Annotated in this window: 21 protein-coding genes; 15 read left to right on the plus strand and 6 right to left on the minus strand. The window is 47.9% G+C overall.

Features of this window, described 5'->3' with window-relative positions; all coding sequences use genetic code 11:
- Positions 1-257 precede the first annotated feature (257 nt).
- The 9 genes from MN202_RS04105 (at position 258) to MN202_RS04145 (ending at position 8,198) form a co-directional block, all read left to right on the plus strand.
- Positions 258-1,094, plus strand: coding sequence for an REP-associated tyrosine transposase (locus MN202_RS04105; RefSeq protein ID WP_335734819.1), 837 nt, complete (start codon positions 258-260; stop codon positions 1,092-1,094).
- 291 nt (positions 1,095-1,385) lie between these two features.
- A complete protein-coding gene (locus MN202_RS04110; protein WP_335734820.1) occupies positions 1,386-1,841 on the plus strand; it encodes a hypothetical protein in 456 nt (151 codons plus the stop codon).
- Between the two features lie 257 nt (positions 1,842-2,098).
- Complete coding sequence (locus MN202_RS04115) at positions 2,099-2,557, plus strand: hypothetical protein (protein ID WP_335734821.1); 459 nt, start codon at positions 2,099-2,101, stop codon at positions 2,555-2,557.
- A gap of 130 nt (positions 2,558-2,687) precedes the next feature.
- A complete protein-coding gene (locus MN202_RS04120) occupies positions 2,688-3,218 on the plus strand; it encodes a PH domain-containing protein (RefSeq protein WP_335734822.1) in 531 nt (176 codons plus the stop codon).
- 847 nt (positions 3,219-4,065) lie between these two features.
- Complete coding sequence (locus MN202_RS04125; RefSeq protein WP_335734823.1) at positions 4,066-4,578, plus strand: hypothetical protein; 513 nt, start codon at positions 4,066-4,068, stop codon at positions 4,576-4,578.
- Positions 4,579-4,810: 232 nt separating this feature from the next.
- A complete protein-coding gene (locus MN202_RS04130) occupies positions 4,811-5,182 on the plus strand; it encodes a hypothetical protein (protein ID WP_335734824.1) in 372 nt (123 codons plus the stop codon).
- Between the two features lie 244 nt (positions 5,183-5,426).
- Entirely contained in the window at positions 5,427-5,987 is a 561-nt protein-coding gene (locus MN202_RS04135; RefSeq protein ID WP_335734825.1) for a hypothetical protein, read from the plus strand.
- Positions 5,988-6,415: 428 nt separating this feature from the next.
- Positions 6,416-7,795, plus strand: coding sequence for a Fic family protein (locus MN202_RS04140; protein ID WP_335734826.1), 1,380 nt, complete (start codon positions 6,416-6,418; stop codon positions 7,793-7,795).
- A 22-nt stretch (positions 7,796-7,817) separates the two neighbouring features.
- Complete coding sequence (locus MN202_RS04145) at positions 7,818-8,198, plus strand: hypothetical protein (RefSeq protein ID WP_335734827.1); 381 nt, start codon at positions 7,818-7,820, stop codon at positions 8,196-8,198.
- A 46-nt stretch (positions 8,199-8,244) separates the two neighbouring features.
- On the opposite strand, the gene MN202_RS04150 is transcribed toward MN202_RS04145, so the two are convergent.
- Complete coding sequence (locus MN202_RS04150) at positions 8,245-8,919, minus strand: DUF599 domain-containing protein (protein WP_335734828.1); 675 nt, start codon at positions 8,917-8,919, stop codon at positions 8,245-8,247.
- A 32-nt stretch (positions 8,920-8,951) separates the two neighbouring features.
- A complete protein-coding gene (gene rarD / locus MN202_RS04155; protein ID WP_335734829.1) occupies positions 8,952-9,866 on the minus strand; it encodes an EamA family transporter RarD in 915 nt (304 codons plus the stop codon).
- A gap of 170 nt (positions 9,867-10,036) precedes the next feature.
- On the opposite strand from rarD, the gene recQ reads away from it, so the two are divergent.
- Complete coding sequence (gene recQ, locus MN202_RS04160; RefSeq protein ID WP_335734830.1) at positions 10,037-11,893, plus strand: DNA helicase RecQ; 1,857 nt, start codon at positions 10,037-10,039, stop codon at positions 11,891-11,893.
- On the opposite strand, the gene MN202_RS04165 is transcribed toward recQ, so the two are convergent.
- On the minus strand, positions 11,863-12,165 hold the full coding sequence (locus MN202_RS04165) for a c-type cytochrome (protein WP_335734831.1): 303 nt from the start codon (positions 12,163-12,165) through the stop codon (positions 11,863-11,865). The genes recQ and MN202_RS04165 overlap by 31 nt on opposite strands.
- Before the next feature lie 198 nt (positions 12,166-12,363).
- On the opposite strand from MN202_RS04165, the gene MN202_RS04170 reads away from it, so the two are divergent.
- Together MN202_RS04170 and MN202_RS04175 are read left to right on the plus strand one after the other, a co-directional pair.
- Positions 12,364-15,222 (plus strand): EAL domain-containing protein, encoded by a 2,859-nt coding sequence (locus MN202_RS04170; protein ID WP_335734832.1) that lies wholly within the window; start codon positions 12,364-12,366, stop codon positions 15,220-15,222.
- 114 nt (positions 15,223-15,336) lie between these two features.
- Positions 15,337-15,942, plus strand: coding sequence for a YkgJ family cysteine cluster protein (locus tag MN202_RS04175; protein ID WP_335734833.1), 606 nt, complete (start codon positions 15,337-15,339; stop codon positions 15,940-15,942).
- A 53-nt stretch (positions 15,943-15,995) separates the two neighbouring features.
- On the opposite strand, the gene MN202_RS04180 is transcribed toward MN202_RS04175, so the two are convergent.
- The 3 genes from MN202_RS04180 to MN202_RS04190 are packed head-to-tail and all read right to left on the minus strand — an operon-like array spanning position 15,996 to position 20,303.
- Positions 15,996-17,015: a zinc-binding alcohol dehydrogenase family protein gene (locus MN202_RS04180; RefSeq protein WP_335734834.1), complete on the minus strand. Its 1,020-nt coding sequence runs from the start codon at positions 17,013-17,015 to the stop codon at positions 15,996-15,998.
- 28 nt (positions 17,016-17,043) lie between these two features.
- Positions 17,044-18,405 carry a sigma-54-dependent transcriptional regulator gene (locus MN202_RS04185; protein WP_335734835.1) on the minus strand — a complete coding sequence of 454 codons (1,362 nt, stop codon included), beginning with the start codon at positions 18,403-18,405 and terminating at the stop codon, positions 17,044-17,046.
- Complete coding sequence (locus MN202_RS04190) at positions 18,405-20,303, minus strand: sensor histidine kinase (RefSeq protein ID WP_335734836.1); 1,899 nt, start codon at positions 20,301-20,303, stop codon at positions 18,405-18,407. Before MN202_RS04190 ends, MN202_RS04185 begins: the two co-directional genes overlap by 1 nt.
- Before the next feature lie 280 nt (positions 20,304-20,583).
- Between MN202_RS04190 and MN202_RS04195 the strand changes: the two genes are divergently transcribed.
- Genes MN202_RS04195 through MN202_RS04205 form a run of 3 tightly spaced genes read left to right on the plus strand, consistent with a single transcriptional unit; the run spans position 20,584 to position 23,158 of the window.
- Positions 20,584-21,990, plus strand: a complete 1,407-nt coding sequence (locus tag MN202_RS04195; protein WP_335734837.1) for a cytochrome ubiquinol oxidase subunit I — start codon at positions 20,584-20,586, stop codon at positions 21,988-21,990.
- On the plus strand, positions 21,990-23,033 hold the full coding sequence (cydB, locus tag MN202_RS04200) for a cytochrome d ubiquinol oxidase subunit II (RefSeq protein ID WP_335734838.1): 1,044 nt from the start codon (positions 21,990-21,992) through the stop codon (positions 23,031-23,033). The genes MN202_RS04195 and cydB overlap by 1 nt, the downstream gene beginning before the upstream one ends.
- A complete protein-coding gene (locus MN202_RS04205; protein ID WP_335734839.1) occupies positions 23,033-23,158 on the plus strand; it encodes a hypothetical protein in 126 nt (41 codons plus the stop codon). Before cydB ends, MN202_RS04205 begins: the two co-directional genes overlap by 1 nt.
- Positions 23,159-23,172 lie beyond the last annotated feature (14 nt).

A 23,172-nucleotide genomic window follows, 5' to 3' on the forward strand; every position in this document is an offset into this window, starting at 1 on the left:
ATTAAAAAAGGCTTACCGGCAAGCGAAAGCAGCGCCGGTGTAGTGCGCAGCTTTGGTTATGATGCCTTCAGCAGGCTTACCAGCAACACAGAAGACTTCAGAAGAAGACTTCAGGGTCAGGTCTTGCTTTTTGCCTTTTCTGTCTGGTGCGCTACAGTTTAGCGATGCTACAACTTCAGGGTCAGGTCTTGCTTTTTGCCTTTTCTGTCTGGTGCGCTACAGTATAGCGATGCTACACACCAGTCGGAACGAATAACATGGCAAGACCTTTACGGCTGGAATTTGCCGGTGCGCTTTACCATATCACCAGCCGGGGAAACGAGCGCAAAGCCATCTATGTTGATGATACCGATTTCGAACTGTTCTTAATGCTACTGGGTAAGGTATGCGAACAGTATAACTGGGTGGTGCATGCCTATTGCCTGATGAGCAACCATTACCATTTATTGGTAGAAACACCCGATGCTAACCTCAGTAAAGGCATGCGCCAACTTAACGGCACCTTTACCCAGGCGATAAATCGAAAACACAAGCGGGTAGGACATTTATTTCAGGGCAGGTATAAAGCGATATTGGTAGACAAAGATGCCTATTTGCTCGAATTAAACCGTTACATTGTGCTGAACCCCATCAGGGCAAATATGGTGCAGGCACTTGATGATTGGCCATGGAGTAACTGGCATGCAGTGATGGGAAAAACGGTTTCCCCCGCCTGGCTGGCGACAGACGCGATATTGCGCATGTTCGGCAAACAACGTAAAACGGCCAGAGAAAAATATGACGCCTTTGTGCAGCAAGGTAAAGGAGTGCCTGTTTGGGATAAGCTCAGCAACCAAATATTTTTAGGCAATGACGACTTTGTACAATCCCATTTAGCATTATTTAACGAAACTGATGAGTTATCTGACATTCCGCAAAAGCAGCGACGCGGCAAAGCCCAATCACTGGCAGAGTATGAACAGCATGCAGGCACACGTGATCAGGCTATTGTTGCTGCGTATTGCTCTGGCAGTTATACCCTTAAAGACATTGGCAGCTATTTTGGCTTGCATTACTCGTGGGTGAGTAAGATAGTGGCAAAAAGCAAGACCTGACCCTTTCGGCATAGTTATGATATTGCTATCCGTATTTTCTGTTTATTTTATTATAAGAAAATAAACGAGTTACCCACCAATACTTCCTATAGCTTGGCAGGATAAAAAAGTAAGATTTTTTAAGATGTTTAAGTAAAGTCTGGTTGTCAGCAACAGCTGAAAATAGCCGCAAAAAGCAAGACCTGGCTCTTTGCGTTTATATGAAGTTGATGTGCATTGAGGTGGTTTATTAAAATTTTTAGTTTGTTACTTTTTTTGTTACCTCAAGTTTTCGCAGGTAATTTTTCTATCATGAGTCCTGCACCGGTGGCTGTGAACTTAAAAGCAACCTGTAACGCCGGTCTGTGCTCAGCAACAGTGTGTATAAGAAATGAGCAGGACCGTGACTTTGTATTGCGATCTGCTTTTCTAGGTCCCGAACAACTAAAAATTCATGGCATAAGGTTTTACTTGTTAAAGGACTACTTAAATCACGATAGTGATATATATTCGCCGTGGTTGAAAGTGGTTGAAGGTACTGATTTCCTCAAGCAGAACCAATTGAAAAGAATCGACGTTGAGTCCGAACTAAATTTTTCTGCCAGTGGCAGACAATGCTTCAGTGTTAACCTCGATGATATATATAAATTTGAAGCTGCCACGGAGTACATCGGTTTCTATATGTTAAAAGATGCCTGTGTCTACGAAAGTAAAAAAATGCTTGGCTGCTTTAATAAAATGTCAGACATTGTTGTAATTAAAAAATAGTACTACTGAGATAATACATCGATGTCCTGATCATACCGCCCAATTAGCTCGGCTGGATAAAAAAACGGTCTTGCTTAGAGAGCAAAATCTGCTTGGAGACCTCAGGGCCCCCATTAGCGCGATGCTCTTCGATGCTAGTTCCCAGTAACGAAGCAACCGCATGATAACAAGCAACAAGTCTTGCTGAGTGAGAAAATATAAATCTATACATACTTAGCGACTCACGGCTAATTACCGCTAGGAAGCAGGATAAGAATATGAAATTAAATTTAAGCTATGTTTATGAAACTGATTTAAACATGGAAAAGAGATTTGAAACTATATCTGGTATTTTCAAAGAATTTATTGATTTTCAATATCGCTTTGACAATGCTTTAAAAATTGAATATTTGGGCGTTAAAGTTATTTTGAGGCGAAATCGCCCTGGCTTTGAAGCGTTTGTGAAACCTCGAAAATTAATTTACCGAGAAAAAATGACCATTAATAACCCTATTTCAGGAGAGGTCAATTATGACGGTTTCTGTACATATGACCTAAAAATAAGCGATGAGGCTTATGATGAACTACTAGATTGTTCAGAAGATAGACTCAGGATTATTATTTGTGACGAGTTTATTGAGTCATGTGAAAAACTAAGGATTCTGAATAATAAAGTACCTGAAGCTAATGTAGACGAATTCATAAGGAGGACTAAACTATTTTTTGATAGATTATAGCTTTGCCTCGGGTAGTAAGAAGAAGGCTATTTTGAAGGTCCTGCGTTATTTAATAAAACTAAAAAATCAAGATGAAACATGACTCCCCCGTTAATACCACGGATAATCTCAAGGGCTGGATTTACTATTTATGAATAAATTTACTATGGAGATAAATCTTAAATCACATCTTACGCAATGCTGGCCATGGTTTATCTATGCTATTGGCAGCGCATTGCTACCGATATATTTTGGCATTAATAGTGATGTAAGACGCGTGGACTTTTCAATATTGTTTGCAACTTCTTTTTTTATATTATTTTTTGTACCTGAATTGATATTGCACATCAGGTACTCGAAACTAAACAAAGGATTTAGAATAGTAAGCTGTAGAGGTTCAGATAAATTTACAATAGTTGGCCCTAAGTCTGAACGTGTTATTAACTTATCTTTGATTGAAAAGGTAGTTTTATATTTAACTCTTCCAGTTGCTTGGGGAGGATTGAGATTGTTACCTGCATCCAGCTATTTTTATGGCTTAATTCATCTGAGGACAGGTGAATCTATACTGATCACGACCTTGCTTGATTCAGAGCTAGCGTGGCTTGTAGATCTTGCACCTGATATTACGGAAGTTAATAAGCGCCTATATTGTTGGCCGGAATCCGCTCACGAGATTTGACCGGGTAAAAACATAGATTTGCTAAATCCAAAGCAAGCAGCCTTTCTCAACAAGCTCACTATTAACTTAATGACAAAGAGACTTTTACCATCTGGCGTAGATCGGACAAGATAATCAGGATAACCTGGCTCTTTGCCGTATAGCGCTAACCCTTGAATCACGAGTCTACAACAGCCCATCGTGTTCTCATCTTTGGGTTTTCTGGAAAGGGTGTAATTTAACACCTGCTCCTTATTTACCTGAGTAGTGATGTAATAACCCGGAAACTCGAATATTGTAATCAGATACGGATTGAATTGAAGTATGAAAATTAGCAGCAATAGAACCATTACTGAAAAAGAAGGGTATGAAGCGATGCTATACATGCTCCAAGCCTACCTAGCTGCGACCGGCTCTAAAGACTTAACTGATATTCTCAGTGGGTGAGAATATTGGCTGGAAGCTGACACTCCGGCTGACTTCGCATTCTGGGAGTATTGGACAGAAGCAGTAGACAAGGTGAAAAGTAATGGCTCTCCTCCGTTGAAAGAGTTGTATTAGAATGTGTATCCAGTTGCTACCGGTCACTATGTTTGCTAGATATGACAACCGATTTCTGTCCAACACTTAATCTAACTTAAGTTGCCAGCAATAGCTGAAATTTGGCAGAAGTTTCTCCGTTACTTTGCTTCGGCGATGACGTCCCGGTTTGTAATTCGAAAAATCGTGGTTGAGTTAATTAGCCTCCCAGCTTGCCGCCAAAACCCAACGGCAACCAGTTCAAAGTGGCATTGGTGGTTACCGAAAGTCGGCAGTGTTTAGTAAGTTTCAATGACACTTACCATTTTGGTTTTCAGGAAAGATAGTTATGAATAGGTTCACTACTTTTTTATTCTTCATACCGTTTTACTTAGCAGCTTCACATGATGAAAGTGTTGAAAAATTCAACTTTTCAGCCGCAAGCTCTAATGAAAAAAGTCTGGTTGTTGATGGACCAGTCTTTAGTCACAAAGGACTCTGCATGAAGGATAGAGTTATACTGACATCATTTAACAATCGAGTTACATCTTCAAAGCCTTTTCAGTTGTTTCAAGCACAAACAGCTGGCAGCGAATGTGATGAGTTAGATAGAGAACAAGAAGTTATCTATAGTGGTAAGTTAGAGGATATAAACGTCGAAATTTATAATGCTAGAATTTCAAAGTTAAATAGTTGGTGTGAAAACAGCAATAGAGATTTTTGTAGTGACTATAAAATCAAGGAGTTTCACCTCGGTATCGGCGGACAAGTAAGAATTGTAGTTTTTGGTGCGGCAGGAAAATCATATTCCGTTGAACTCTCTCCCGGTAAAGATGTTTTTGTTGGGCGATTATTCGACTGAATTTATGTTAAGGTGTATTTTTAGCTTGATTCGGAGATGTAAAAGCAACTTTTTACAAATACTCCAGGGTCAGCTCCTGAGGTATCCCCACAAAATTACTAGCTAAAACAAAAAGGTCAAATCATAACCTTCCCCTGACGGCACCGGGTAGTACTGTTCTGAGCCTTTTTTATTCCGCTTGCTCAGCACCAACCTGTTAAGGTATAAATAAAAACTTGGCCAGGGGATCAAAATGCTACTACGAATCTATAAAGCCTTCGTCAGAGGCGCGCATTTAACTACACAAAAGAATTCCCCTCGTTTTGCTCAATATTTTACAAGTGCGCAGGAGGGGATCTTCTGGGGTTGCGTTGCAATACCGATATCTTTTTTTGTAGCTATTAAAGTGTTAGGTGACGACAAATTTATCGCTCCAATATGTTTTTTATTGGGAGCGATTGTTTATGCATCCAGAAGGTATGTATTACCAGACAAGTCAGATTATTATCCAGAAAGATCAAGTCTTAGCAAGGCGCAAATTAGGAAAGAAGTTGTTATATATAATGCAATTACGTTGTTTATGATCTCACTCAACGCATTTTGTATTTACTTAGTGGTGCTGTAATTTTGGAAAAAGGGTCGTAGTTAATTAGTGACAGCAGGAACAAAGCATCAGTAATGGTCCACGTAATGAGCCACACCTTGTTCGCTGGACGTGATGGCGACTGGAATACTAAAAATGTTCATGGACGACTTCAACAACTATTGCAATCCGCAAGGGAAGGCAATTCACCTCAAGCTGCACAAGCAAGGCGCGAGCTGCGTACAAATGCGTACCTTTATGAATTCAGTGTCATGGGGAACCACTAATGAAACTTTTAGTTGCTATATTAACTTTAATGCCTTGTTTAGCTCTTTCAAGAGATGTTCCATTTATTCAGGCTCCAATATCGACACACCTGAGTTCGGAATGCACAACTGAGGCTTGTAATATGACTTTGTGCATGGCAAACCTTCAGAATAATAATCTTACAATAGGCTCTACTTTCCTTTATGAGGAACAGCTATTGGTGAATGGTATGTTGTTCTACCTATTGGAAGACTATATCAAGGTAGGCAGTGATATTTACTCTCCGTGGCTAAAAAGAGACAAAATGACAGATTTTTTCAAAGAGAATTATTTAAAGCGGATTGAGACTTTAGCTAGAATTTCTTTTAAACCAAGGGAAGAAAAATGCTTCAATTTAAAATTAGACAAATCTTATGCATTAGAAGACGGGCGATATTATATTGGCCATTACTTCTTGCACGATGCTTATGTATTGGAAATTGAAAAAACTGGATTCTTTTCCGTTAGCTCTAACATTGTTGTAATTCAAAAATCAATAATCGGAAAAGTGGGTGAAGCTACAGGCTTGCCTAAGCCATGATGCTGATAGCTTGACCAGTGATAATGGGCTGGATGTGGCACCATTTTTGCCCGTACCGGATTTATTTCTATATAACGCTGACATTGCTTTTAAGAAAGAAGTTGAGGCTAATGATATACGTGGTATTCGATTTGAACCCGTATACGTTACAACGTTGAATTAGTCTTCACCTCATAAAAATTTCTTAGTATTTAGTATATTCAAAAATTGCCCCGCATAGGCGGGTCTTCTTTTTCTGCTATAAGTGAGTAAAACCGCTAGCAGGCTGTGCCTTTATTAGCTCCGCCCCTGAGGGCTCTTCTAAAAGACAGAAAAACACAAAAGTGTCCTTTGAGGGGCCTTTATATCGATTTATGTCCTTTGCAATTTGCTTTTTGTCCTTTACAGGTATAGCTTAAGGACATATTTATTAATTTTGTCCTTAAGCTATGAGCAAAAAAGCACGTCTTGAACAAGAAAAATCAGCAATTTTAGCCCATATTGCTGAAAAAGGTGCCCCCATGAGTCTTGGTGAAATAGAGAAAACACTCTCACTCTCTATCAACAAGAAAACCTTGCAAAGACGCATATGGTCTATGGTTGAAGAGGGAGTGCTGCTATCTAGTGGAGAGAAAAGCCATACTAAATACTATGTTTATCAGGACAGAAATGTAGTAAAAAGTGTCTCTAAGGTGTCGATTGAGGACAAACATCCTATATTTTCGAGTGATGTAATGTCCTTATTAAGTTATTTAGATACACCTTCTTATGCACGAGAAAAATCGAGCTATCAATTTGCCTTAGTAGATAACTATATTCCCAATAAAACTCAGTACCTGCCTGAAGCAATAAGAGTTCGATTGCATGAAGCGGGTAAGCGGTTTCATGAACAATTAGCCGCAGGCACCTACGCTAAAAAAATTAGCCAACGATTGTTAATTGACTTGTCCTATAACTCAAGTCGATTAGAGGGTAATACTTATTCGAAACTCGATACTCAAAAGTTGATAGAGCAAGGTTTAACTGCTGAAGGTAAAGTTCATGAAGAGGCTGTAATGATCATGAATCACAAAGAAGCAATTGAATTCTTGATTGAAAGCGCGGAAGAAATCGTAGTTAATGCGTTCACAATAAGAAATATTCACGCACTGTTATCACAAGACCTGCTGGCAAACCCAAATGCCTGTGGCAATGTGCGGCAAGTACAAGTATTTATTGGTAAATCTGCTTATTTGCCACTGAGCAACCCACATCAGTTAAATGAATACTTATCCCTTATTTTACGTAAAGCGGACAAAATTGAGGACCCGTTTGAAAAAAGTTTTTTTTTATTGATACACTTGTCGTACTTGCAGCCCTTTGAAGACGTAAATAAACGCACTGCACGACTGGCATGTAATATTCCTTTTATCCAGAACAACTTATGTCCTTTAAGTTTTATTGATGTGCCGCAAGAAGATTACTTTAAGTCTTTGCTGTATTTCTATGAAAAAAACCAATTTGAGCCTGCAATTGAGCTATTTGAATGGGCGTATTTGCGCTCATGTCAGCAGTATGACGTTGTTACTGATTCATTGGGTGAAATTGATGCTTACCGCATACAATATAGGGCTGATAGAAAAAGAGCGATGGGTCATATTATTCGCAAAAAGCTTGATGAGGCTGCTGCTAACCACTACCTTGAGCAATACTGCCGAGATAACAACATTACATCAGAAGATAAGTTTATCAGTATGACTCTCAGCGACCTTTCGCAACTGCATGAAGGCTCAATTATTGGGCTGGGTGTTACAGAGAAAATGTTTTTAGAGTGGCAAAGCATGCAGTGATTGGGTCAGGAAGATAATTAACATGAAACATATCTTGGTCTGTTTGTTGTTTTTAACTGGTTTGGCATATGGTGCAGATAGATGTATTGACGAGGCTTTGTGTTCCGTAACGATTATTCACTTGATATCTAATCCTGAACGATATGATAAGAAAGAAGTGATTGTGCGAGGTTACTTTGTCTACGATGAGAATCAATCAAATCTGTATCTTGATTCTGAAAAGGCAAAGCACAGCTTATCTGAATATTCACTAAGTCTGGATCTCACTGAGATAGAAACTCAATTGCTCCAACAGAAAACAGGAGAATATGTGCTGATTCAAGGCGCTTTTAATCAACATGACCGGGGATTTGGCGTACCAACAGCAGGAACTGTCGTAGTAACCAGACTGGGCTCGCCATAATAAGCAGACATGCGGAACCTACGGATCCGCCCCCTCTCCCCCGGCTTTAACACTCCTGCAGCGCTTTTAGCACTTTCGAATGAAACTCGCGGTGTTTCATTACCAGCATAACGACTACTGAAGCGGCCATAAACAGCAGCGGATCGATAAACCAGGTAAGTGCCGATAACGAGAAGTAAATGGCGCGCAGGCCGTAGTTAAACGAATGGCCGGCCTGATCAATCACTTTTGAAGCGCGGTTGGCGTACAGTAATTGATCTTCGCTGCTCATACCGCGGCCATCTGGTGCCGCACCAATTAGCACGCCGCAAAAGCCATACTGGCGCAGTGACCAGGTAAACTGAAAAAATGCGAACACAAAGATAAAGGTCAGCAGCAATAATTTAAGTTGCACCGCGCTTTCACTGTAACTGGCCCAGGGCACCAGATTGGATAACATCAGGCTGAGTTTTTCTGCCGATGCCATAGCGGTGAGTAAACCGGCCAGGATCAGCAAGGTGCTGGAGGCAAAAAAGGTGACATTGCGCTCCAGCGTGGAGATAAGCCCGACGTCAGCCATTTTATTGTCGCGCAGCAGCATTTTTTGCATCCAGTCATTGCGCTTACGCCGCAGTTCATAGGATAAACAACTGACTGCACGGGCTTTCTTTTTGGCAAACAGGGTGTAGCCAATCCACAGCAGAAAAAACCAGCATACTGCCACTATATCCAACACTGCCATGCTACCTCCAGCCAGGGTTTAAATAATGCTGCTTACTTTACTGCGCTCTGGCGGGCGCGCCGTTGCTGCTGATTAAACAGCCAGGCGTCGGCACTGTAAAACAGCAACGCCAGCCAGATTAAACCGAATGTAAGCAAACGCTCTGCGGCAAAGGGCTCGTGGTACAGCCAAACGCCAAATACAAACATAAAGCTGGGGCCAATATACTGAAAAAAGCCCATAGTAGACAATTGCAAGCGCCGTGCTCCGGCAATAAAACATAGCAAGGGTACCGTAGTTACCAGCGCGGCCGCGACCAGATAGCTATTTAACTGCCAGCTATTGTTCAGCAAATTGGCGGTGTTGCTGTCGGCAAACTGCCACCAGTACCACAGCGCCAGCGGCATTAATAACAACGACTCGATAAACAAGCCGCTAATGGCATCTACTGCCAGTTTTTTCCGCATCAGGCCATAAATAGCGAATGAACCGGCCAGAGTCAGCGCTATCCAGGGCACTGAGCCGAAGGTAAGCACCTGCAGCAATACGCCACTGCCAGCCAGCAGCACGGCTAACCATTGTAATTTGCGTAAGCGCTCGCCAAGAAACAACATGCCCAGCAGCACGTTAAGCAGCGGGTTAATATAGTAGCCTAAACTGGCGTCGAGCATATGGTTGCTGTTCACCGCCCAGATAAATAAGCCCCAGTTACCGCCTAACAACAGTGCCGACAACAGCAGCCAACCCAGCATTTTTGGCTGGCGTAGTACGGCCATAACTTTGTCGCCTTGCTTTAACGCCAGCAACACCAAAAACAGTAAAAAAAACGACCAGATAATACGATGCAGTAAGATTTCAGTGGCGGGGATAAAATCAATCTGTTTGAAATACAGCGGGGCTATACCCCATAAAGTGTAAGCACTGGCAGCAAAGATACCACCCAGTTTTTGTTCACGACTTAACGACATTAAGGCAGGCTCCGGTAAATGAGCCGTTATTATACGCCTAATCACCGCCTGGGCGCAGGACACTTAACGGTAAAATCCGGCCAGCCGGCTAAATAACTATCAGGCTTTGTTACCCCTTGCCGCTCTGGCAGCTGAATTTACTGTTTCAGTGCATCGCATTTGGCTTTAGAATGCCGGCTTTGTTTACCAATGATGCGAGCAACGTGACAGCCGATCTGTATTCTGTGTTAAAAACCGTTTTTGGCTACAGCGCCTTTCGTGATGGCCAGTTGCAGGTCATTGAGGCGGCGCTGTCACAGCGCGACAGCTTTGTATTGATGCCAACCGGTGGTGGTAAATCGTTGTGCTATCAGTTACCGGCGCTGATTTTACCGCAGGTAACCGTAGTAGTATCGCCGCTGATGTCACTAATGAAAGATCAGGTTGATGCGTTAAAAGCCAATGGTATAGCGGCAGAATTTATTAACAGCAGCCAAAGTCGTGAAGATATTTTGCAGGTGTTTGCCCGTTTGCGCCGTAACGAGCTCAAGCTGTTGTATGTAGCACCGGAGCGTTTGTTACAGCCGCAGTTTCTTGACCGGTTGCAAGATGTCGGCGTAAGTTTACTGGCTATTGACGAAGCCCACTGTATTTCGCAATGGGGCCATGATTTCCGGCCCGACTATATGGCACTTGCGTTGCTGAAGCAGCGTTTTCCGCAGGTGCCTCTGATGGCGCTTACCGCCACTGCCGATGCCGCCACACGGCACGATATTCTGCAACAGCTGCAGTTACAGCAGCCGTATATTAACCTGAGCAGTTTTGACCGGCCTAATATCCGCTATACGGTACAGGAAAAGTTTCGCCCGGTAGAGCAGCTGGTAGCTTACCTGCAACAACAGGAAGGCAGCAGCGGCATAGTGTACTGCGCGTCGCGGCGTAAAGTAGATGAGCTGACCGAGCAGCTGAAACAACGGGGTTTTAATGCCGCGGCGTACCACGCCGGGTTGGACAGCGAACAACGCGCCGCCGTGCAGGATGCGTTTAAACGCGATGATTACCAGCTGATTGTTGCCACCGTCGCCTTTGGTATGGGGGTGAATAAATCGAATATCCGCTATGTGGTGCATTTTGAGCTGCCGCGCACTATTGAAGCTTATTATCAGGAAACCGGTCGTGCCGGGCGCGACGGCGTCGCCGCCGAGGCCATGCTGCTGTTCGATCCGGCTGATATTGGCCGGATGAAACGCTGGCTGGATGCCGAGCCAAACCAACAGCGGGCTGAAGTTACCTGGCAGCGCTTTTTAGCCATGGCAGCCTTTGCCGAAGCGCAAACCTGCCGGCGCCAGGTGTTACTGAATTATTTTGGTGAAGCCAGCCAGACCCGCTGCGGCAATTGCGATATTTGCCTTAATCCACCACAGCAATTTAATGCAACTGAGCTGGCGCAAAAGGCGCTGTCTTGTGTGTACCGGGTGGGCCAAAGCTTTGGCATGCACCATGTTATCGATGTATTACGCGGCGGCCACAGCCAGAAAATTATCGAGCTGGGGCACGACAAGCTGTCAACCTGGGGCATTGGCACCGGCTTAAGCCATGATTACTGGCTCAGCATCCTGCGCCAGCTTATTCATTTTGGCTTGCTGCAGCAGGACATTACCGCCCATTCGGTATTAAAGCTGCAACCGGCGGCACGCCCTGTGCTGCGTGGCGAAAGCAGCTTGTCACTGGCGATCCCCAGATTACACAGCGTCAAACGGGAAACCGAGCAGCTCAGCAAGCAAGCGTACGACCGGCTGCTGTTTGCCCGGCTGAAGGCGCTGCGCAAACGCATTGCCCAACGCGATGATGTTGCGCCTTTTGTCGTGTTTAGTGATGCCACCCTTATCGACATGTGCCGCTTGCTGCCCACCGACAACATCAGCATGTTGTCGGTGTCGGGCGTCGGCCAGACTAAGCTGGCACGCTATGGTGCCGACTTTCTGGATGAAATTAGTGAGTATCTGGCAGAGGACAATCAGCCACCAGCCGGCAAACTGGCAAAATAAGCTGAAATATTGGCAATATCGTCATCGCTTAGCCCGGACGCCATCGGTGACATTATCGGGTTTTTGCGCTCGCCATCGCGGTACGCTTTCATCGCGCTTTGCAGATATTTTACTTTCTGGCCGGCCAGGTTAGGGTAATCCGGAATAATAGAGATACCATTGGCACCGTGACAGGCCGCACAAACAGCGGCTTTGGTTTTACCCGCTGCCACATCAGCGGCAAATGTTGGGCTGGCAACGGCCAGTATCAGGCTACAGATCAGATATTTCATACAGGCTCCATCTTATAGTTTGTTGTATTAGTTATAACCTAACTGGCTGAATGCTCAAGCCATATATACGTCTGCCGCTTTGATGTTGATCAAGACAGTGCTAATCTCTGTTTTTCTGCTGACGCTGTGTTTTGCGCTGAACTAGTGTTGGGCCGTCACACTATTATCAATTTTTGCTTTGTTCAGGGAGTGCTTCCGTTGAGCTTTATCCGCTGTATCTTGCTGTGGTTATGTCTGTTTGCCAGCAGTAGTTTTGCTTTTCATGCCGAAACCAACACTATCGCCAGCCCGCTAACAGAGCGCATTCAGCTGCAGCAGGTTTACTATCTGACGACCTCAGCCGATATGACCATGGCGCAGCTACTGGATGATCCTTCGTTTCATCACAGCTTCCGGCTGCTAACACCCGCCGAGCGGGTGCTGTTTAACGGCGACGACGCCGTCTGGTTATTTACCCGGCTACAAAACCCCGGTAGCAGAGCACTGGATATCGTGCTGGAGTATGATTTTCCGCTGGCGGATAAAGTCGAAATATACCAGCTGAACAGCCGCAATAAAGACGCCCGGCCATTAAGCCGGGCAGGCACCGACTACCCCTTTAGTGAACGCAGCCTGGCATACCGTAGTTTTGCGGTATCACTGCAGCTTAAACCTGACGAGCAAACCGACATTTTTCTAAAAGTTCAGGATGCCGCTGTTATTCCCAGTGAGTTGCTGCTGTGGTCGCACAGCAGCTTTGTTGCCAATAAACAACGCCAGGCTTTGCTGGACGGTGTGGTGCAGGGCCTGTTGCTGTTACTGGCGATGTACAACCTGATGCTGTACCTGCGCAGCCGGTCGAAACACTATCTGTACTATGCCGGCTTTTTCTTCGGCTTTGCGCTGGTGGTGGCGGTGCTCAACGGCATGGCATTTATGCTGTTATGGCCCGACTACCCGGAGCTGAACCAGGCAATGTTATATATCGCTGCCGGCAGCGCTCTGTTGTGTCTAAATCAGTTTGTCTGCCAGGTGGTACAGGATGCGCAAAACAACTGGTGGCGCCGCTGTAGTGCACTAAGCAATATTATCGCCTTACTGCTGCTGTTCAGCCCGTTGTTTGCCAATGGCCAGCTACGTTTAGCACTGCTGTTTGTCTGCGTTGGCTGGGTGTTGGGCAGTAATCTGCTACTGGCGCTGACACTGTCACTGCAAGGCCGGCATCAGGCCCGCAGTTTTATCTGGGCCTGTGTGCTGACGCTGATTGCTGCCTTGTTGCTAACGCTAAATCAGGCCGGTTATCTGCATGCCGGTATTAACTGGTCCTATATTTTGTTTTCTCTGGTCATGCTGAGCCTGGCGCTCACCAGCTTTAATCTGCAACGGTTTTTTATTACCCAGGATCCCGGGCTAACGTCCAATGCTGAGCTGCAACACTATCACGATGTGTTTCATAATGCGGTTGAGGGCATGTTTACTACCACGCTGGATGGTAAATTACTCAACGCCAACCGGGCTTTGCTGCATATTCTGGGCTACAAAAGTGAAGACGAGCTGAAACAGGCGATCAGTCACACCGGTATGGCGCGCTTTTATGCCGACCCGGCAGACCGGCAGTTTATGCTGCAGCAACTGCAGCTTGGTGGTAAAAAAAGTTTTGAAATGCGCGGTTTACGTGGCGACAACAGCCCGTTCTGGGCGCTGATGTCAGTGCGCTTGTCACCATCGAAACAACAGCATCAGGCCTTTATTCACGGTTCTGTAATTGATATTACCGAGCAAAAGCTGGCGCACGAACAACTGGCCTATCTGGCCAGCCACGACGCCCTGACTGCACTGTACAACCGCTATTACTTTGAACAGCAACTGTTACATCTGAGCCAGCAAGGTACCGCTAGCGGCTGCATTATTTTTATTGATATAGACCAGTTTAAGCTGGTTAATGTCAGCTGCAGCCATCAGGCCGGTGATGTACTACTTAAGCAATTAAGTGAGCAATTTAAACGTACTCTGGCACACCATGGCCCGCTGGCACGACTGGACGGCGACGAGTTTGCCATTCTGCTTACCGACAGCAACAGTAACGAGGCGTTTTCTCTGGCGTACCGGCTGCTGGACACGGCTCGCGAGTATCGTTTTATCTGGCAGGACAGCATTTATCCAATTACCGTCAGTATTGGCGTTGCCGAAATAAGCAAAGATGACAGCCCGGACAGCATGCTGAAAAAAGCCGAAGCCGCCTGCCACCTGGCCAAAGATAAAGGCCGCAACCGCATTCAGTTATTTGATACCGAAGACAAAGACAGCCAGCGCCTGCAAAACGAAGCTATGTGGGTGCGACGCTTGCGCCAGGCCATTGAAGACAACCAGTTTGTGCTGTACCAGCAAACCATACTGCCGCTGCGCACAGCCGATCTGCCACATAGCTATGAGATATTACTGCGCCTGCGTGCCGATGACGATACCTTGATCACGCCGGCCAGTTTTTTAACCTCGGCAGAAAGTTATGGCCTGATGCCGCAAATCGACCGCTGGGTGATTAAAAACTATTTTCGCTGGTTACAGCGCCAGCCCGGGCATTTACAGCAGCTTGAGCTATGCAGTATTAACCTGTCAGCCTGTTCGTTACAGGATGCCGGTTTTAAAGATGATGTGCAGTTGATGTTTGATCGCTATCAAATCCCGTTCTCGCGTATCTGCTTTGAAATCACTGAAAGTGTTGCCATTGTTAATTTGCAAAGTACGCTGGCGTTTATTACCCATTTTCGCGCTTTAGGCTGCAAAATCGCGCTGGACGATTTTGGTAGTGGCTTCTCATCCTACAGCTATTTAAAACACTTCCCGGCAGATTTCGTTAAAATTGATGGCCACTTTGTCCGTGATCTGCTGGACGATCAATACGACAGAGCCATCGTAAAATCGATCCACGATGTGGCCCGTGCTATGGGCATGCAGACAGTGGCCGAGTTTGTCGAAACTGATGACATCCTAAACGCCGTTAAGTTACTGGGCATTGATTACGTACAAGGCTATGCCGTCGCCAAGCCGCAACCTTTAACAAACCTGCTCGCCGGCTAAAATAAATCCTGCCGCCCTATTGCCGCTGCATTGTACAACTCAGTACAATGCAGCGGCGACATTTCGTCGCTCCTTAACAGGCAACCCAGTTTTATATTTTCGTTCGGAGTCTTTATGCAACGGCTGCGTGAATTATCGCGTCGTGTTGAGGCTGTGTATGGCGAAATAGCGACAACGTTTTCAGTCTATCAACAACAGCGTGGTCTTGGCTGCCGCTCTGGTTGTGGTGAGTGCTGTTTGCAACCGACGATAGAAGCGACGGTGCTGGAAATGTTACCGCTGGCATTACACTTGTTTGATCAAGGTAAAGCAGAACAAACACTGACACAACTCGAAGAGTTAACAGAGCCTGCGGGCTGTTTTTTTTATCAGAAGCTATCGTTTGACGGCAAACAGGGTCAGTGCAGTGCCTATCAGCACCGGCCGAGTATTTGCCGTTTATTCGGCGCGGCTGGCTATCGCGACAAAACCGGCCAAACCTCGTTGTCGGTGTGTAAAGTGATTAAAAGCGATAAAGCCGCCGCCTATCAGGATACATTAATTGCCATGCAGTCTGATCCACCACCTTTAATGGTGCTGGCAAAAGAGCAGGTTAACGAGCTGGACTATGACCTGGGTAAGCAACACTTACCTATTAACGATGCCTTGCAACAAGCACTGGAAAAAGTGTTGTTTAAAGCCTGGTATTCCGGCATGAACGACGATCAGCAAATTGCCTGACACGCTAGCCGGGGCAGTAACGCTGCCCCGTTAGCGCACGGCGATAGCCGCTGTTACCAGCCTTGCAGTACTACCTTACCTATAGCTTTACCACTTTCCAGTAACTGATGCGCACTGCGCAAGTTGGCGGCGTTAATGGTACCCAGCGTTTGCTTAAGCGTTGTTTTAATCTGGCCTTGCTGAATTAGCCGGCTTAGGTCTGTTAACAGCTGATGCTGGGCCTGCAGATCCGGCGTACCAAACATGGCACGGGTAAACATAAACTCCCAATGCAGCGAAATACTCTTTTGCTTTAGCGGCATAATATCAATGCCAGCGGCAGGGTCGTCTATCAATGCCAGCTTACCTTGCGGCGCCAGCAGCTGCACCAGTTCGCCGTAGTGTTGATCGGTATGGGTTAAACTGGCCACATGGCTAACGCAGCTTAAATCCAGCGCTTGTAACTGCGGTAATAATGGCTGGCTATGGTCCAGCACATAGTGCGCGCCCAGCTCGCTAACCCATTGTTTGCTTTCTGGCCGCGAAGCCGTGGCAATAATGGTGGCGGTGGTTAATTGTCGTGCCAGCTGGATCAGGATCGAACCTACACCACCGGCGGCACCGGTAACCAGTAATACCGGCCTGGGGTGTTTTAAACCCGGTTGCTGAATTTCCAGCCGGTCGAACAGCAATTCCCAGGCAGTAATAGCGGTAAGCGGCAGGGCAGCAGCTTCAGCAAAGCTGAGGTTATCCGGCATAACACCGGCTATACGTTCATCGACCAGTTGCAACTCGCTGTTGCTGCCAGGCCGCGTTAATGAGCCGGCATAATAAACTTTATCACCGGGTTTAAATAAGCTGACCTCTTCGCCCACGGCAACCACTTCGCCAGCGGCATCCCAGCCCAGTACTTTGTATTCGCCTGGCGCTGGCTGCACCCTTTTGCGGATCTTGGTATCTACCGGATTGACCGACACAGCCGCTACCCGCACCAGAATATCCCGGCCAGCCGCTACCGGATCTGCCAGGGTAATATCCTGCAATGCCAGTGGATCTGTGGCCTCAAGTGATTGCTGATAAGCTACCGCTTTCATAACATTTCTCCATTTCTGAGCCGCTACCTTAATCTGCCAGCCGGTAACGGTCAATCTTCTTCAGTAGCCCTTGCCGTGAAAGCCCTAATTCACGCGCTGCCTGGCTTTTATTGCCCTTACACTGTAGCAATGCATGCTTAATCAGTTTAATTTCAAGCTGTTGCACCGCCTGCTCCAGGCTCATCTGGCTGCTGTCCAAGGGTAACATGGCCTGCAGATTTAGCGCTTGCGGGTGCAATAAACTGATATCGGCCATACTAAGCACCCCACCCTGCGCTACGGCGGCTACGCTTTCCAGGGTGTTTTTCAGCTCACGCACATTGCCCGGCCAATCGCGCTGAATAAACCAGTTTAGCGCAGTGCTGTCGAGTTTCAGGCTTTGGCCCTGTTGTTTTGCTTGCTGCTGCAAAAAGAACTGTAACAACAGCGGAATATCCTGCTTGCGCTCGGCCAGGGCCACCGTTTCCAGTGTAATACCCTTAATGCGGTAATACAGATCTTCGCGAAACAGGCCTTTTTTCACCAGCTCAGGCAGGTTGGCATTGGTTGCCGATATCAGCCGCAGATCGATTTTTTGCTGCTGGCGGCCGCCGACAGCAAAGTAGGTACCTTCCTGTAGCACCCGCAGCAGTTTTACCTGCATCGGCAGCGGCATCTCACCAATTTCGTCGAGAAACAACGTGCCTTTGTCAGCCAGTTGCAACAAGCCGGGCCGGTCTTTGTCTGCCCCGGTAAAGGCACCTTTGACATAACCAAATAGCTCGCTTTCCAGTAACTCGGCCGGAATGGCGCCACAATGCACCGACACAAACGGCTGGTTAGCGCGGCGGCTTAGCTGATGTAAGGCGCGCGACACCACTTCTTTGCCGGTGCCGGAGGGCCCGGTTACCAGCACCCGTACATCCGTTGGCGCTATACGTTGGATTAAGGTGCGCATTGCGGCCATGGCTGGTGACGCACCTATCAGTTGCTGCAGCGCGCCCTGCTGTTGCTGTTTTAACTGCGATAACTCGGTATCGAGCTGATGTTTGCTCAGCGCGCGCTTAATCACTACGGCGAGTAAATCCGGATCAACCGGTTTGGCAATAAAGTCCCAGGCACCCAGCGCTATAGCGTCCAGCGCCAGCTGGCGCTGGGCATGGCCGGTTAAAATAATTACCGGTTGTTGGGTAAAGCTACCAAGCTGACTCAGCGTATGCTGCGGGTCAAACTCTGGTGGCAGTGATAGATCCAGCAACACCAAATCCGGTTTAAAACCGGGTAAAAGGAGTTTAGCTGCCGGCAAATCAGCCGCCGTCTGCACCTGATAGCCGCTGTGCTGCAACCAGCTTTGCGCCAGCTGGCAAAACGCCGGTTCATCATCAATTAATAAGATCCGTTCTGCGCTCATCAGTGTGTGTCCTGTAAGTTAGCCGCGACTACGGCGCCGCTGTGGGGAAATACCAGTTCAAAACTAACCGGCCAGCCCAGATCGTCGCGGTGACGCACGCTGGCACCATGCGCACTGGCAATGCGCCGCACTATTGCCAGCCCCAGTCCGCTGCCGCCGGCTCTTTTGCTGACAAAAGGTTGAAACAAATCAGCCTGCTGCGACTGCGGAATAGCCGGGCCATTATTGTGCACCCGCAATATCACTGCGGCGGCATTGCCGCTGGCTTCGAGCCGGATGGTCGCTGCCGCCTGGTTGCGGCAAAATGCCAGGGCGTTATCCAGCAAATTCACCAAGACCTGCTGCAGGCGGTAGCTGTCGGCATGCAGGTTCAGCGCCTCATCTATCGCCAATTCACACTGCACGCCCTGCCAGTCTTGCTGCTGTATTACACTTTGTACCAGCGCCTTTAACGGCACTTCTGTACAGTGCAGCTGCAACTGGCCGGCATAGCTAAGTAAGTCGGCAATCAGTCTGTCGGCACGTTTCAGTTGCTGTTGAATATGCTGGCGGGTATCGGCGCTGGTGCTGGCCGATGCCATAGAGATAATGTTAAGCGGGTTACGTAACTCATGCGCCATAGCCGCTGACAGCGCGCCCAGCTCAACCAGATGTTGCTGATCCAACCGTTTGCGTTCGGCATCAGCCAGTTTCAGCGACTGCTCCAGAATGCGGCAGTTACTTTGCAACAAAGCCGCAAACACATCGCCCTGCAAGCGATAGCCCGGCGTCACATCATGCCAGCCCGACAGCTGATAGTGCCAGCCACTGCCGTCGCGCTGACACACTAAACGCAAACCGCTGTCACTATCCGCTGAGCTGGCCTGCGGCAGCTGCACCCTAACCTGCTGCCGCAGCTGCACCGATAGCAACTCGCTGGCTTGTTGTGCCAGCGCCGGCCAGCTGTCGGCCTGCAACAGTTGTTCACGCCAGTGCGCCAGCAAGGTATCGCTTAACTGTACCCCCGGATAAATTAACCGCCGCGCCAGCGCCGCCAGCGGCTGGTAGCACAATGCACTAAGCAGCAGCAACAGTACCGAATACAGCCACAACTGACTGGCCGGCACGGCAGCCAGCGCCTGCATGCCAAACTGCCCCAGCATGGCACTGACCAACGCCATCAGCGCCAGCACCAGCAGTAACATACCCAGCCACAGCAAGGCTTTGTTGGCAAAGGCATTGATAGCCAGCAACTGGTACCGCACTACACCATACACCAGCAGCAGCAAATAGCTCGGCAGCAGCAGCATCGGATACGGATACCAGGCCAGCCCGAGCGACGGGAATATAAAACTGGTGGCCAGTAACAGACCCCAGCCGCCGGCCAGAAACATCGCCACGATTGAGCGGCGTTTATTGCCGCTGTGCCGTAACCAGCCCAGATACAACACCAGATGCGCCGCAACCCCCAACAGCACAGTGTAAGCCAGGTTTAGCCAGCCAATGCCGGTAAACACAAAAAAGCCGGCAAAACCTGCTGTGGCCACCACAGTGCCACCGTGGCCATACCAGCTAAGCAGGATCAACAGTAACGTCAGGCCATACAATGGCCATTTTAACCGCGGCCAGTAACGCAGCAGCCGGCTGTGTTGCCGGCCAAAACCGACAAATTGCACGGCAAAATGCAGAAAAAACATCGGCATTAACGGGTTAGCCAGCACCAGCATAATGCCCGGCGCATGCCATTGCTGCAGTATGGCAATGTGACCGGCGCACCATAGCGCCATCATGCCGGCAAACCCCGCCAGCGCCGGCATAGCCGGCTGCTTTTTGCCCTGCCATAACAACCAGCCAGCCAGCAAAACGGCACAGACCGTGGTGAGCAGCATACTTATTTCAAACGCAACCAGCAGCGACACTGTAAACCTCGTTTACATATTCAGCGATACATTATCGTAAACCTTGTTTACGATTGGCGCAATAGCAATAAAATATCTATATATATCAATAGATAAAGAATACACAACAATGTGGTAAGCTTTTTGCTGTAGTGCGCTCAGTCAAGTATTTAACCGCAACTAGATGAGGTACAAATGAACTTAGCATTCTTCAGCGCCGAATTACTCAGCCTGCTGCTGATCTGCGCCGCCGCCATAGCGCCGGCATTATGGGGTTACAGCAGAACACGCCGAGGCTGATATGGAACTGGATGCCGCGCTGTTATCCCGTCTGCAGTTTGCCTTTACGGTAAGCTTTCACATTATTTTTCCGTCTATTACCATAGGTCTGGCAACACTGATCGCCATTTGGGAAGGCCTGTGGTTGAAAACGGCTAACCCAGTTTATCTGCAACTGGCCAAATTCTGGATCAAGCCTTTTGCCATTACCTTTGGTATGGGCGTGGTATCCGGCATCGTATTGTCTTATGAGTTTGGCACCAATTTCTCGGAATTCTCACGGATCACCGGCGCCGTACTGGGGCCGCTAATGGCTTACGAAGTACTGACCGCCTTTTTTCTTGAAGCTGGCTTTCTTGGCATTATGCTGTTTGGCTGGCAGCGGGTGGGGCCAAAACTGCATTTTTTCGCTACCGTAGTAGTCGCCATTGGTACCTGGATCTCGGCATTTTGGATCATTGCGGCTAATTCCTGGATGCATACTCCGGCCGGCCACAGCATTGTCGACGGCGTGTTTCAGGTAGACAGCTGGTGGCAGGTTATTTTTAACCCTTCCATGCCGTATCGTTTCAGCCATATGTTGCTGGCAGCCTTTATTACCGCCACCTTTGTCGTGCTGGCAACCAGTGCCTGGCAGCTGTTACACAGCGAACATAAAACCATGGCGCGCAAAGGCCTGTCGATGACCTTATGGCTGGCACTGATCTTAACGCCGTTACAGGCTTTCGTTGGCGATTTACATGGCTTAAATGTTAAACAACATCAGCCGGTTAAGCTGGCAGCAATGGAAGGGATCTGGCCTGAACGCGAAGCCGGCGCGCCGCTGTTGTTATTTGCTATTCCGGATAAAGCCGGCGAAAAAAATCATTTTGAAATAGCCATTCCGAAACTGGCCAGCCTGATTTTAACCCATGATGCCGATGGCGAGCTGATGGGGCTTAAAGCGGTGCCAGCGGACGAGCGGCCTAATGTGGCGGTAGTGTTTTTCTCGTTTCGCGTTATGGTCGGCATAGGCCTGCTAATGATAGCGGTGGCGCTATTGGGTGCTTACCTGCGTTGGCGCGGCCGTTTATATCAAAGCCGCTGGTTTTTAACCACCTGCAGCTATCTGGCACCCAGCGGCATTATTGCTGTGCTGGCTGGCTGGTATGTGGTTGAGGTAGGCCGCCAACCCTGGCTGGTGCAGGGCCTGGTACGCACTATAGATGTAGTATCGCCACTGCCTGCCGAGCGGGTGCTGTTTTCACTCACCCTGTTTGTTCTGACCTACAGCCTGCTGTTTGGCGTCTATTTGTACTTTATGCGCAAGCTTATCAAAAAAGGGCCGCCGTCGGCCGGGCAACTTGAACAACAACTGATTGGCGTTAAAGCATCCGGCTATGCGGTGGCGCTGGCTAAACAACTTAAACCGGCTCAGGAGCAACACTGATGGAATTGCAATTAGGTTTGCCGCTTTTTTATTTTTTGCTGCTCGGCTTTGCCATTTTAATGTATGTGCTGCTGGATGGTTTTGATCTGGGGGTCGGCATTTTATATCCGTGGTTTAACAGCGATGCCGAACATGATCACCTGATGCGTTCGGTATCCCATGTCTGGGATGGTAACGAAACCTGGCTGGTATTCGGTGGCGTGATCCTGTTTGGTGCCTTCCCGGCCGCCTACGCTGCTATTGCCTCCAGCCTTTATCTGCCGATTATGCTGATGTTAATTGGGCTGATATTCCGTGGCGTATCGTTTGAATACCGCTTTAAATCGCACAGCTCTAAAATCTGGTGGAACCGCGCTTTTGCTATCGGCTCGTCGCTGGCGGCTTTTTGTCAGGGCCTGATGCTGGGCATGCTGGTACAGGGCGTTGACAGCAGCGGCTTAAGCGCCAGCAGCCTGCAAGGCTTAACGCCTTTTAGCTTGTTTTGCGGCCTGGCAGTAATGGCCGGCTATGCCCTGCTGGGATGCACATACCTGACCATGAAAAGCCGCGGTGCTATTCAGCAAAAAGCCGCCCGCTACGGCCAGCGTTTACTGCTGTTTGTTATGCTGTCGATGCTGCTGGTTAGCCTGTGGACGCTGTACAGCCAGGCCGATATCCGCGCCCGTTGGTTTGGCAGCGTCTACAGCCTGGCGCTGATGTTGCTGCCGCTGTCGGCGATACTTTGCGCCCGCCTGCTGTTTCGTGATCTTGGCCGGGTTCAGCGTCAGTTTGCTGCAGCAGCAGACATAAACAACCGTCACGAAAGCCGGCCGTTCTGGCTGGCCGCCGCCTTGTTTTTACTGGCCTTTGCCGGCCTGGTCGTCGGGCTATTCCCTTATTTACTGCCACGCCAACTCAGCTTTTATCAGGCTGCCGCACCGGATAGCAGCCTGCAGTTTATGCTGCCGGGGGTGTTAATTTTTGTGCCGCTGATCCTGGCCTATACGCTATGGGGTTACCATATTTTCCGCGGCAAAGTAGAAGACTTTGAGGAGGGTTATTAATGCCAACACCTTTATTGCCCCGCCCGCTGCCTAAGGCAGTATGGTTTGTGCTGTTATATCTGGCCGGGGTGGCTAGCCTGACGTTGCTGGCGTTGCTGCTAAAAGGGTTACTTAACGGCCTGTAACCGCAATTGGTCGC

The sequence above is a fragment of the Rheinheimera muenzenbergensis genome (assembly GCF_036984005.1).
Taxonomy (GTDB): domain Bacteria; phylum Pseudomonadota; class Gammaproteobacteria; order Enterobacterales; family Alteromonadaceae; genus Alishewanella; species Alishewanella muenzenbergensis.